This is a genomic window from Bacillus paramobilis (genome assembly GCF_038096195.1).
In the GTDB taxonomy this organism is placed as follows: domain Bacteria; phylum Bacillota; class Bacilli; order Bacillales; family Bacillaceae_G; genus Bacillus_A; species Bacillus_A mobilis.
In genome coordinates this window covers 3710830-3725998 of the sequence record NZ_CP151108.1, presented here as the reverse complement: position 1 = coordinate 3725998, position 15169 = coordinate 3710830, and the positions used below count along the sequence as shown (strand labels likewise).

Annotated in this window: 1 protein-coding gene; it reads right to left on the bottom strand. The window is 37.9% G+C overall.

Annotation, left to right across the window (positions count from 1 at the left end; all coding sequences use genetic code 11):
* Window positions 1-15: 15 nt before the first annotated feature.
* Window positions 16-15048, bottom strand: a complete 15033-nt coding sequence (locus AABL52_RS18950; protein WP_341518197.1) for a DUF7507 domain-containing protein — start codon at window positions 15046-15048, stop codon at window positions 16-18.
* Window positions 15049-15169 lie beyond the last annotated feature (121 nt).

The following is a 15169-nucleotide window of genomic DNA, read 5'->3' as shown; positions in this document are numbered from 1 at the left end:
GCTTTTTCTTTTTTATTATTTCCACCAAATCCAAGTCCAAAAGTAATTTCGTATATTTCGAGGAGTAATGCGTATAAAACGTTCCCCGTCAAAGAAGCAGTTTAAATTTGGAAGTGTTTCATTTGGATTTTCTGAAATAAAGGTGACGATATTTTCGTTGCTTGTAACGGTTACTGTAATTGGTGGATCGGTAGGCGAGACTTGAAGTTGTAACGAAATATTCGCCGTGTTTTTGAATTCATTATTAACAGGTGGACTTATCACTTGTACTGTGAATAATACAATAATTGTTTCGTTTGGTTCCAAATTAGTAGCGACTAGGAAACCGATATTCGGATTCGCTAGTGGAGAGCGTTCGCTGTTAATAAAGACAGTGCCGTTCATAAATTGTAAACCTAGTGGAATGGTATCTTGTAATGAAACATTTGAAAGTGAAATATCAGAAGTATTTGTAATACGCACCGTATAATCAAAATATTGGTTTAAATAAGCTGAGCTGACGGAAGCATCTTTCACTACTGTTGCAGTTATAAATTGAACTGGTATACGAACGATATTTGAATTGTCAATGAAAGTAATAATTGGGTCCTGTGGTGTCAATTGGAAGGCGGCTGTGACGGAAGCAGAATTGATAATTGTGCTGTTTGAAGGGATAGACGTGACGAGAACTTTAAATGCTATCTTTGCTACGGAGCCAGCTGGTAAAGCACCGATATTCATACCAGTGTCTGGACGGACATTTAGAACAGGAGTGCCGTTAATGGTTACGCTGTTTTCTATAAATGTTGTACCAGTTGGAATGGTATCTAAAATAGAAGTACTTATCGTAGGAATCGGGGAATGGTTCAATACCTCTAATGTGAATGTAATCATATCACCTATAACGGCAATAGATGTGTCGGCTGTTTTGTTAATACGAACCATAGGATCAACTACTGTTGTTGTAACGACATTTGTTTGCTTTGTAATTGTAATAGGCGGTTCATTCGGATCAATGGTAACAGTATAGGAAACAGAAGCATCGTTATTAATTGCAGATTGAAGAGTCGAAGGAGATATTGTTACTTGGAAAGTAATGATAGTAGACTCATTAGGAGCAAGGTTTCCTAATGTAATACCATTTTCAGGGTTTGCATTAGGCTGATTGATTCCGTTAATCGTAACGCTGCCCGTAACGAAGGTTGTATCTACTGGTGCCGTGTCTATGACAAGAAGATCTTCAATCGTTACATTACCGCTATTCGTAATTGTGATTGTATACATTACAGTTTGACCAGGTAAGGCATTCGTTACATCAACAGACTTAATAGCAAAGACATTATCATTTTGGACAATCGTTGTGACGGTATTTGTTGTAGTTGTATTCGTAACAGGTACGTTATTTGGATTGACTATATAGTTAAAAGTAGTAATGGCTTGGTTCGTCAATTCATTTGGTGTTGGGATCGAAGTCACGGTTACTTGGAATGAAGCGACAGCGTTTCCGCCGACAGTTATAGTATCAATTGGTATACCACTTACTGGATTAACTCCCGGAAGGGCTTCTCCGTTTACAATGACGCTATTTTCTATAAATGTAGTACCTTGAGGAATCATATCTTGAATGGTTACATTATTTGCTGCAACATTACCAGTTTGATTGAGTGTAATCGTATACGTTAACGTGTCACCGACTGTTGCAAATGCAAGGTCAACAGTTTTACTACTATTCAAAGTCGCATGATTAATTGTTGTTACGGCAGCTGATGAAATAATAGTTTCGGTAATAGGTGGTCGATCTGGTAACGTGTATTGGTATTCAATTGTACTCGTGTTAGAGATTGGATTTGTTTGCGGAATTGAAGTAACCCGTACTTGGAATAGAATAGTTGCTGTCGTATTAGGCGGAATGTTATCAAGTTGTATCCCGTTAAGTGGATTGTCATTTGGACGAGCGGTGCCATTCACAATAACACTATTCTCTATAAAGCTCGTATTTGCTGGGATGATATCTGTAACGATAATGTTTTCTACTTGTATATTTCCATTGTTTGTGATGGAAATGGTGTAAGGGATAATCGTTTGTAGGTCAGCATATTGGATAGGTGTTGTTTTTGTTGCGATTACATTAGCAGAAATAACTTCAGTGAAGGTAATATTACTAGTCGATACTTGTTCTTCACCATTAATGGTATAACGAGAAGTGGATTGGTTTTGGATACGGCTGCTAGCTGGAAGAGATACCACGGTAACGGAAAACGTGACTAGGATAGAAGCGTTAGGAGCAATCGTTCCTACAAGTATACCAGTACTTGGATCCGCGTTAAGCTGAGGGATATTATTTACTAAAACACTACCGTCTATAAAGGTTGTTCCATCAGGGATATTGTCTGTAAATACAACAGAAGTAGCATCCGTATTTCCTGTATTCGTTAAAGTTATTGTATAAGTTAAAATGTCACCAATTGCTACAGAGGTCAAATCAACTGTTTTCAGTGAAACGATATCAGCGTCATTAATTTGGACGAAAGTAGTATTGGAAGTAGTAGATTTTTGAATAGGTGCAAAGTCAGGGTTGAAAATAAAATCGTAGACGATGTTTGCAGTATTAGGTGTTGGGTTTACAGCAGGTAAATTCGTAACGGAAACTTGGAACGTTATTGTAGTCACTTGATCTGGCGTAATATTAGGGGTGAAAAAGCCGATATTTGGATCTGCTGCAGGAAGTGCAGTGTTGTTAACTGTTACACTTCCCGGAATAAATACTGTTCCATCCTCTATAGTATCTGTAAAAAAGATGGAGTTAGTTGTAGTGGATCCGTTATTTTGAATGAGTACTGTATATTCAATGGTTTCATCAATATTAGCTAATACTGTATTAGCGGATTTTGTAGCGATAAGAATCACATCAATAAATTGTATATTTGTAGTATTGGAAGATGTCGTTTCTGAAATTGGTGGCAAGCTTGGGTCTGGCTGATACTCATAGTGGATGACGGCGATATTATTAATGTTATTTTGAGAAGGTGCAGAGACTACATTTACTTGGAACGTAACAATAATCGTATTATTTGGAAGAATAATACCAAGATTGATACCGGTAATCGGATTTTCGTTAGGTCTTGGTATGCCGTCTACAAGGATGCTATTTGGAACGAATGTAGTGCCAGCAGCAATTGCGTCAATTAGGAGAGTATTTGTAATAGGTACTGTACCAGCGTTTGTAACTGCGACTGTATATGTGATGATTTGACCTGTGCGTGTAATAGATCTGTTAGCGGATTTAATTGCACTCACATTTGCCGTCCGCACTTCAGTATTTACTGCATTTGATAATGATCTACGCTGAATAATCGGAGAACTAGGGTCAATTTGGTATTCATACGAAGTGTCTGAAATGTTAATGACTGTGTTGCCCTCTGGTATATTTGTAAGTTGTACTTGGAATGAAATAGTGACTGTTTCATTTGGTTGTATCGTGCCGAGGGTTACTCCATTTTCAGGGTTCACACCAGGCTGAATAACATTATTTATTGATAAGCTATCTTCAATGAATATAGTACCTTCTGGAATGTTGTCAATGAACAACGTATTGTTAGCTGGAACAGTTCCTATATTTTGTAGTGTATTTGTGTAGGTAATATTTTGCCCGATGGATACGAAAGTAACATCCGCCTGTTTAACAGAAATAATATTTGCATTTTGAAGTGATGTTGTAACAATATTAGAATTTGCAGAGCGATTCACTGGTGGAGCTGTAGGAATACTTACATATTGGTAATTTACAGATGATTGATTTACAATTTCGGTTTCAGTAGGTGGATTATTTGTTTGTACTTGAAATAGTATCGTTTTGGAACTGTTTGGTGGAATCGTTCCAATTGGTATTCCGTTTTCAGGATTTGCATCAGGCTGAAGTACACCGTTAATTGTGACACTGTCTGGAACGAATGTAGTCCCAGCTGGAATAGCATCTGTAAAAGTAATATTTATTGCGTCAACATTTCCGGTATTTTTCACTTCAGAAATATAAAGTATAGTTCCGCCAATATCTACAGTGATTGGATTGGACGTTTTTGTAACTGTCAATTGTGCTTGCACGAAATTTGTAATGACAATATTACTTGTAGATGTTTCAGTAATAGGCGGTTGCCCTGGGTCTGGTTGAATTGTATATGTTGTATTAGATTGATTTGTAATCGATTGTTGCGAGAATGAATCGTTAATAAGAATTTGGAACGAAATAAGGTGAGTAGCGTTTGCTACTAGGTTAGGCAAAGTAACGCCTGCATTTGGATTTGCACCAAGTATAGCTGCTCCGTTAAGTGTAAAACTATTTTCTATGAATGTAGTCCCTTCTGGAAGCGTATCTGAAAATATGAGATTAGTAGCTGGAATATTTCCGGTATTTTCTAGCGTTATCGTATAGGTCAAAATGTCACCGGTTGTTGCTTGTTGTGCATTGACAGCTTTTAAAGAAAGAACATTCGCATCCGAAATTTGTGTGAAAGCTGGATTAGACGTAATGGTTCGAGAGATGATAGGAGCAGTTGGATCGGCGATAAAAGTATAGTCAATACGGGCTATATTAGAAATTGGATTCACGCTTGGAATGGATTGAACGATAACTTGGAATGTGACGGTGACGATTTCTGAAGGTGCAATGGCGTTTAAGGAAATGCCTACGTTTGGATCAGCACCTGGGGCTGAAACGCCATTTATGGTTACGCTATTCGGAATAAATGCAGTTCCTTCTGGGACCAAATCTGTTAAAGTAACTGTATTTGCAGTTGTATTTCCGTTATTTTGAACGACTACAGTGTAAGTGATTGTACCGTCAGTAGATTGTACGAGAGAATCTGTATTTTTAATTACAGATAGCGATGCATCAACGACAGCTGTATTTACCGTATTAGATGAAGATGTTGCTGTAACTGGAGGTTGACTTGGGTCGACAATATACGTGTAACTTGTAAGTGCTTGATTTATAATCGCTCCTTGCGGTGGAATAGAACTTGCAAGAAATTGGAACGTAATAGTAGCAGAATCACCTGGTGCGATAATACCAACTGGAATACCGAGAGTTGGACTTGCATCTGGAAGTGAAATCCCGTTAAGCGTGACACTATTTGGAACAAATAATGCCCCTTCAGGAACTCCATTAATGAGTAATACAGAATTTGCAGGGAAGTTTCCAGTATTCGTTAATGTTGCTGTATACGTAATGATATCTCCAATAGATACGATTGTACGATTTGCTTCTAAAACAGTTGTAACAGTCGCGTTATTAATTTGTGTGGAAGCACTATTAGAAGTTATTGTGCCTGTAACAGGAGGAGAGGTCGGGTTAACTATAAATTCGTATTGAATAGCTGCAACGTTTGTAATTGGGTTCGAAGGTGGAGTAGATGTAACTATGACTTGGAACGTAACGGCTGAGGAACTACCAGCATTCACGGTTCCGATATTAACCCCGTTATTTGGATTTGCCCCTGGAATGATACTTCCATTTACAGAAAAACTATTTTCAACAAAGGTCGTTCCAGCTGGAATAAGATCTGAGAAATTTAGATTCGTAGCGTTTGTATTGCCGCTGTTTTGAATAAGGACCGTATAAGTGATCGTGTCTCCGATATTTGCAAAGGCTGTATTAGCAGTTTTTACAGCTGAAAGTATCGCTGAATTAATAGAAGTAACGAAGACGTTCGTTTCCACATTGCCAGGCTGGGCCTGTAATGCATTTCCTACGTTATATTGGAAGTTCACAAATCCTAAGTTTTGGAGTTCAGGTGTGAACGTTGTTGGGTTGCTTGTGATTTGAACTTGGAACATGATTGTTACAGTTTGATTTGGAATGATTGTATTTATGCCAATACCGTCAATGATAGAAGCAGATGCTAATGGTGTGCCATCAACAATAACTGATCCTGCAACAAATTGTGTCCACGATGGAATCGGGTCTGAGAAAATAACGTTATTAGCAGGAATATTTCCTGTATTCGTAATCGTAGTTGTATACGTAATTGTATCACCAATCGTTGCAAAAGCTTTATCTCCGATTTTAGTAGTAGTTAAAATAGCACTTTCAATTGTTGTTGTAACACTATTTGAAGTAATGTTTTTTGAAACAGGAGGATTAGCTGGATTGACGATGTGTTGGAAACTAACACTAGCTTGATTGGTAATTGGATTTATAGGCGGAATTTCATCGGCACTAATATGAAATGTTACAATGACAGATTCGTTTGGCCCAATATCACCAATTGGAACGCCTGTAATTAGGTCTGCATTTGGGATGGTAGTTCCGTTAAGTGTAAAACTATTCGGTTCAAAGGAAGTTCCGTCTGGAATTAGGTCGGTAAAAATAACATTCGTCGCACTAACATTTCCGCTATTTGTAATCGTAACTGAGTAGACAATATCTTGCCCAATATCTACTGCTTCCACATTTGAATTTTTTTGTGCAGTAAGGATAGCGCTATTAACTTGTGTTGTCGTTGTATTAGATTGATTAGAAGTTGAAATGAACGGCTGATCTGGATCAACAATATAACGGTAAGTGGTAAGAGCCGAATTAGAAATAGGATTGTTGATTGGGAGGGTTGAAACGATGGCTTGGAATGTGACGATTGATGTGTTTCCACCATTAATGGAACCGATATTTACACCAGTAGATAAATCAGCGTTTGGAATGGTTTGCCCATTAACTGTGAAACTGTTTGGAACGAAACTTAAATTGCTATCAAGTATATCGATAACGGTAACATCAGTTGCAGCCACATTCCCGGTATTAGGAAGGTTAAGTGTAAATGTTATTGTATTACCAACATCCGCAAAAGTAAGAGCTGCTGTTTTTGTGCTAATAATATTTGCGTTGTTTATTTGAAGAAGTGTCGTGTTGGAGGTAGCTGCACTCGATATTGGCGGATTCCCTGGATCAACAGTAAACTCATACGTCGTTGATGCTATATTTGGTGCAGGGTTAATAGGTGGGATGCTGTTAACCGTAACTTGAAATACGATACTATATATTTCATTTGGTGGAAGTGTTGCAAGTAATACACCTGTATTTGGATTCGCGTCAGGTTGTAAAACACCATCAACAGTTAATGTGTTAGGAACAAATGTGAGTCCGCTCGGTAATACATCTGTGAATACAATGTTGGCTGCATCTGTATTTCCTATATTCGAAATAGAAGTAGTGTAAAAAGCAGTTTGCCCGACGTCTATAAAGGATACACTTTCGTTTTTCGTCATGGATAATATAGCTTCGTTAATTTGAGTTGAAACAGGATTGCTAATTGAAGTTTCTGCATCAGGCGGTGAGACTAATTGGTACGATGTCGATGAGAAGTTTACAATTGTATTTTCAGTTGGTAATGAGTCCACGGTTACTTGGAATGAAACATTTACTGTATTCCCAGCTGTTATAGGCCCAATATTTACACCGTTCGATGGGTCCGCACCACTTTGAGAAACCCCGTTAATAGAAAATGAGTTTGCAATAAATGTAGTTCCGCTCGGCATTGTATCTGAGAAAATAACATTTTGTGCAGATGAGTTTCCATTGTTTGTTAAAGTAATAGTATAGGTGAGTGTGTCTCCAATACGACTAAAGGATTTATCGACTTGTTTTAATGAAAGAATGATAGCTGTGTTAATTGTAGTGAACACTGTGTTTGAAGTAACATTCCTTGAAACAATAGGGGCATTAGGGTCAGTGATAAAGGTGTAAGAAGCACTAGCCGAATTGGCAATAGGATTTTGAACAGGAGTAGAAGTAGCGGTAACTTGAAATGCTATTGCTATTGAGCTGTTAGGAGCAATTGATCCAATTGTAATACCTGTATTAGGATTAAGACCAATTTGTGTGATGCCATTTATTGTGACACTATCCGAAACGAACGTTGTACCGTCTGGAATAAGGTCAGTGAACGTAATATTCGTAGCATTTGTATTCCCACTATTCGTTAAAAGTGTCGTATAGGTAATAGTATCACCTAGTGTTACAAGTGTTTGATCAACTGATTTAATCATCGTTATCATAGCATCTAGTACAGGGTTTGTAACGCTGTTCGTTGAAGTAGAAGTAGTAACAGGAGCTGCGCTTGGATCAACGGTATAAGAGTATAAAATTGTATCGTTATCCATAATTGAACTTGAAGGGGGAATAGAAATAACAGTTACTTGGAAAGTAACGGTTACTGTTTCGCTAGGAGCGATATTGGGTATATTGACTCCAAGTGCTGGCCGTGCACCAAGTTGCTGCATACCATTGATTGTGACCGAATTTGGTATAAATGTAGTGTTGGCTGGAATAGCGCTTGTGAAAGTAATATTCGTTGCTGCAGTATTTCCTGTATTTGTAATAGTAGTTGTATACGTAATCGTATCTCCGACAGAAAGAATGGATTTATCAGCACTTTTTGTAGTAGTTAATATAGCACTATTAATAGTTGTCGAAACAGTATTAGATATATTCGTTTGTGATACGGCAGGTTGGCTAGGATCGATCACATGTGAATACTGTACAGAACTAAAATTTGAAATTGGATTTATACTTGGAATGTTTGTTACAAGTACGTTTATCGTAATAGCAATCGTACTGCCAGGATTTATATTTCCAACTTGAATTCCGTTAGCGGGGTTTCCAATTTGCTGAGCACCAGAATCATTTACAAGAGTACCAGATATAAATGTCGTTCCATCAGGTAAAATATCCGTGAAAAGTATATTTTGTGAAGTGACATTTCCAGGGTTGCTTAATGAAATTGTATAGGAAAGTGTATCCCCGATCTTTGCAAAAGTTTTATCTGCAGATTTAATTGCCAAAATTTCTCCGGAATTTATTTGTGTTGAAACCGGATTAGATGTTGTACTTCGTGAAACGAGTGGTAAATTAGGTCCTGTCATAAATTGATAATTAATAGAAGCTCCGTTTACAACGGGTGAGTTTGGTCCCCCAGGTCCGATTGTAAAAATAGGATTTGGGATGCTAACTACTTGCACACGGAAGGTGACGTTTATAAAATCTCCTGCAATAATATCCCCAATTGGTATCCCATTCGCCGGATTTACTCCAGGTAATAAAACCCCACCTACTCGAACGCTATCTTCTATAAATACTGTATTATTTGGAATCGGATCTGTAAAAGTGATATTAGTAGCAGTTGTGTTTCCTATATTTTCTAATAAAACTGTATAAGTTAAAAATGAATTTCCGGGTGCGATGTCAGAAAATAGACGATCGACACTTTTTGTTGCTTGAATAATTGCTTCGTTAATTTGCACTAAAGTTGGATTACTTGTAGCTGTTTCTGTCACTGGCGGCTGGGTAGGATCCACAATGATAGAATACGTCGTACTGGATTGATTCAACGTAGGATTTGTAGCTGGTATTGAGCCAATGGTAGCTTGAAAGCTAATTGTTGATGTTCCTCCAACTGGAATGGGGTCTAAAGAAACCCCACTATCTGGTCTAAATCCAAGTTGTGGGATGGTATTAATTTGTAAGCTATCAGGAACGAATGAAAGTTCAGGTGGTAATATATCGATAAAAACAGGTGTGTTTGCGGTAGTATTTCCGCTATTAGTGAGGGTAGTTGTATACGTAATTGTATCTCCAACAGCAGCAAATGCACTGCTTGCAGTTTTTGTTGCGATTACGGAGGCAGTATTTACTTGTGTAAAAGTTTTATTGGATTGAACTGTTCGTGAAACAGGCGGTTCATTTATATCAACAATAAAGCTATATTGAAGCGATGATCTGTTAGGAATTGGATTCGGATTTGGGATCGTTGTAATGTTTACTTGAAAGCTGAGTATAACTGATGCATTTGAATTTATGTTACCGATATTGGTACCGTTTTGTGGATTAGCATTAGGAATAGTCGTTCCATTTACTGTAAAACTATTTGGGATAAACGTCGTACCATCTGGCAGTAAATCTGTAAAAATAACATTGTTTGCGGTAGTGTTCCCGGAATTAATAATGGTAGAAGTGAAAGTGAGTGTATCTCCAATAGTAGCGAATGTTGAATTGACAGTTTTATTTATAGATAGAGTAGCATCAATAATTGGAGTAACCGTCGTATTCGTAATGGTACTACCAACAGCTGGTGATTGGTTTGGATTCACGTTATATTCATAATTTACAAGAGCATTATTTGTTAATGTGCCACTAGGTGGTATCGCTAAAATTTGTGCTTGAAAAGTAATGAATATAGTATCTCCGGGAGGAATATCTGCTAAGTGAATACCAAGTGATGGATCTAATCCTGGCTGTGGAACATTATTAATAGTTACAGAATTCTGGATAAATGAAGCCCCTGCGCCAAGTCCATCCGTTAAAACAGTTGCACTAGCGGGAATATTTCCTGTGTTCGTAACTGCAATCGTATAGGTAACGATATCTCCAATTGCAGCAGTCGGTGTGTTTACTGATTTCGTAGCGATGATTGTAGCGTTATTAATTTGAGTTGTTATTACGTTACTTAACGCATTGGAGGATGTTGGAGGTAAGTTAGGATTTAAGAAATATTGGTACGTTGTGTTACTTTGGTTCGGGATAGGGTTCGGATTCGGAATGGAATTTACTTGCACTTGGAACGAGATGGTTGTATTTGCATTAGGATTTATCGGATCAATTGCTATGCCATTTGCTGGATTTGCATTAGAGAGCGTAGTACCATTTACTGTTACACTATTTGGAATAAAAGATGTCCCGCTTGGAATGGCATCTGTAAATACTATACTTGATGCAAGTGTGTTCCCAATATTCGTTAAAGTAGTCGTATACGTAATAATATCATTTACGTTCGCAAACTGTTTATCCGCAGATTTTGTAGCGGTAATCGTAGCGTTATTAATAGTTGTCTGTACAGTGTTAGAGGCCACCATCTGCATGATGGCTGGTTTGGATGGATCGTACGTGTATTGGAATGTAGTGCCTGATTGATTCGTAATTGGATTTACAGCAGGAATAGTTGGTACAAAAACTTGGAATGAAACGGTACGTGATGAATTTGCCCCAATCGTACCGATCAAAATGCCGTTAGCAGGATTTGCATTTGCTATAGGGACGCCGTTAATCGTTACAGTATTAGGAAGGAAGATGGTACCAGCTGGAATGATATCTGTAAACGTTACATTAGAGGCAGGGATATTGCCGTTATTCGTTAAAATTGTAGCATACGTTATGACATCGCCAACATCAGCGAAATTTGTGCTTGTAATTTTCGTAGCAACAATATTAGCGGTATTAATTTGTGTTGTTACTATATTGCTAGTAGCATTTCTAACAACAGCAGGTAAATTTGGATCTGCGATAAAGCTATATTGTAGTGCAGCACTATTTTGAACTGGATTTGGTGAAGGTAAACTATTTGCACTAATTTGAAAAACAATGGTTGTAATTCCACCTGCGGGAATTGTCCCAACTTGAAGACCAGCACTTTGATCAGCACCTAGCTGTAAAGCACCGCCTATAAAAATACTATTTGGTACAAGAGTCGTACCAGGAGGGAGTATGTCGGTAACGACTACATTATTCGCTGGAGTATTCCCAGGGTTAGCTAAAGCAATTGTATATGTGATTGGTTGCCCAACATCAGCAATAGTTAAATCTACCTGTTTGACAATAACTACATTTGCTAAATTAATTTGTGTGCTTACAGTGTTACTTAAAGAGGTTTCTATAGTTGGTGGATCGCCTGGATTTAGAATAAAGCTATACTGTGTACTAGATGAATTTGTTGTTGGATTTTGTGTAGGTAAAGCAGTGACGGTTACTTGATAAGAAACAGTAATTTCACCGTTAGCAGGAATGGAAGGTAACGGAACACCGACGTTTGGATCAGCGTTATTTTGGAGTACACCATTAATAAGGAAAGTGTTTGGAATAAAGGTAGTACCGTCTGGATTTGTATCTACAAAAGTAGGGCTATCAGCAGTAACACTTCCTGCATTCGTTAAAAGAATAGTATAAGTTAATACATCCCCAACAGTAGCAAACGTCCGATCCACTGTTTTTGCTGAAATGACATTTGCATCGTTTACTTGAGTAAATGTAGTGGTTGAAGTAGTGTTCTTACTTACAGGTGAAGCGTTTGGATCCACGATAAAGTTATAGGAAATAGAAGCGCTATTTGAAATAGGATTTGGATTTGGGATGCTAGTTATTAATACTTGGAATGAAGCTGTAATTGTAGTATTTGCATTGATGCTACCAATATTGATGCTAGCTGGTGTAACACCTGGCTGAGCAACATTGTTAATTGTAACACTGTTTGGTACAAAGGCAGTACCATTCGCAATTGAATCGGATAGTACTACATTGTTCGCCGCAACATTTCCATCGTTTGTAAGAGCAAAGGTATAAGTTAATACATCTCCAACTTCCGCAAATGTTTTATCTACAGACTTTGTAGCTTGAAGGTTTGCTAGTCTAATTGTCGATGTAACAGAATTAGAATTTGCTGTTTTTGAAGTTGGTGGCAGACTTGGATTAACAGTATATAGATAAGAAGCGAAAGCATTATTAATGATAGGATTTTGGGCGGTAATATTAATGACTGTTACTTGGAAAGAAAGAGTAAAAGTAGCTCCGCCAGGAATTGTTCCGATAGGTAAAGCGACGAGAGAATTTACATTTTGCAAAACTCCATTTAGTGTTACAGTACCAGGAGTCAATATCGTTCCATTTGGAAGTGGATCTGTTAGTTGCACGTTAGTTGCGGCTGTATTTCCACTGTTTGTAATGAGGATTGTATAACTTATCGTTTCGCCAATTGTAGCAAATTGTTTGTTTGTTGATTTTGTTAATGTTATATTCGCATTGTTAATTTGAGTGGAAACGAGATTAGAAGAAATGTTTTTTGTAACGGGTGATTGGCTTGGATTGACGGTATATTGATAAGAAGCGCTCGATCCATTAGATACGACATTTGACGCGGGTATTGTGTTTACTACTACTTGAAACGAAACATTTTTTGTTGAGCCAGTTGTGATCAATCCAATGTTCACACCGTTAGTGGGATTTGCGCCCACTTGTGTCGTGCCATCTATTGTTAAACTGTTTAGAACAAAAGTTGTGCCAGTGGGAATGACATCTGTAAAAATAACGTTATTCGCAGTCGTATTACCTGTACCTGTAAAGGAAACGGTGTAAGTTAATGTATCACCAATATCTGCAAAATTTTTATCTACTGCTTTCGTCATAGTTACAGTAGCATTATTCACTTGAGTAGATACGATATTGGTCGTATCAGTCCCACTTACTGCTGGTTGATTTGGTACAGGAATGTATTGATATGTTGTTGTGCCACTATTTAATATTGGATTTGTTTGGGGAATAGAAGGAACGAATACTTGAAATGAAACAGTAGTCGTAGAATTAGCAGCAATGGATCCAATGGATATACCATTAGCGGGATTTGCTCCAGCTTGAGTAACTCCGTTAACAGTTACACTTCCCGGAATGAAAGTAGTCCCGCTAGGAATCGGATCCGTATATATAACGTTCGTTGCAGCGATATTTCCTATATTAGCTAAGGCAATACTGTAAGTTAACGTTTCGCCAATATCGGTAAATATTTTGTTAACTGATTTTGTGCCATTAATATCTGCGAGGTTAATTTGTGTTCCTGCAGAGTTACTTGTTGCAAGACCATTAAAAGTTGTTCCTCCGGCGATCGGTGTATATTGAAATGTAATATTAGCAGTGTTAGAGATGGGATTTTGATTTGGGAGAGAAACGACAGTTGCTTGGAAAGTTACTGTACGAGAAGCACTATTATTAATCGTTCCAAGAGATATACCGGCGGTAGGATTTGCATTTGTTTGTGGTACGTTATCTACTGTTACACTGCCGGGTATAAAAGAAGTACCGCTAGGGAGACTATCTATAAAAATAGCATTATTGGCGGGAAGGAGCCCGGTGTTAGGGATAGTAACTGTATAAGTTAGAATATCTCCAATTGCTGCAACACTTTTATTTACGCTTTTCGTTGCTTGTATATTTGGTGAGTTTATATTAATTTGTAAGCCGACTGTATTTAACATATATGCATCTCCGTTAGTTGTTAAACGGATTGCGGCGGACACTTGGGAGTTTGTTAAATAAGGAGAAATATCAATGGAAGTAATGTCCCAGCCTTGTCTTCCTGCAGATATATTTGTACTTGTAGAAGCGCTTTGGTTTCGTGTGCCAAATGTTCCAGTTGTATCTAAATTTCCAGCAGCATTATTCACTTGAGAACCGAAGAAATTATTTATCGCATTATTTGGCCCAGATAAAGCGTTTAATGAACTGAAATTTGGTCCGAATAATGCTTGATCCCCAGTTAAATCAGCATCCCCTTCCGTAGAACTTAAAAATAACCTCCCGCTTACAGGTCCCCCTGAAGGTGTTAAAAATCCTGAGACAGATACATCGGCACTACCAGTTTCTGCGGAAACACGGTTACCTGCTACATAAATCGTCAAGTTTCTTGCAGGCAATGTTCCGTTTTGATAAGCGACGATAAGTGTCCATCCAGCCGAATTAATTGTTCCGTTAGAAGCATCTATAGGGTCCACAAGTCCAGGGACAGAGCCGGTTGTATAAGAGCCAGATCCTCCAGCTTGAACGAGAGATGTTACATCTGCAGAACGTGTATAGAATCCAAATGTGACGGATCCGGAAACGAATGTTTGATTAGAAGCTGTAACAGCAGAAGGCGTAATTGAGTATGTTGAAACAGGTGTTGTAAAAGAAACAGGGTTTCCTAAAACATTCGTAATGTTTTGATCACGAGATAAATAGTTGCCACCCCAAACAAGTTCTGCGTAAAGAATAGTACTACCAGCAGGGATATTTAAAATAGCGGTAGAACTATTTTGTGTATAGTTTAACGTTGTACCAGCAGGAAAAGTAGGTACTTGTAAAGCGGTATTCGTAGTTGCGAATGCACCAATTGCCCCGATTGTACCAGCACGGTTTTGATTACTAATTTTACTTAAGCCTAAAGTATTTCCTGTAATAGCGAGTGCGCCGTTTGTGGTGGTAGAAAATCGATTCGTAATGGGCATGTTGTCACCTCATTTACAATATAGTCTTGGTCAAAATAGGATATGTGTGTGACAGATAAAGTGAAACATGTACAAGTTGATTTGGGAATAATGATTTAAATGTCTAGATAAGGGGATGGAA

What these genes read in the sequence shown, in the direction of transcription:
- AABL52_RS18950 (WP_341518197.1), bottom strand. Translation starts at nt 15,048, where the DNA reads ATGCCCATTACGAATCGATTTTCTACCACCACAAACGGCGCACTCGCT.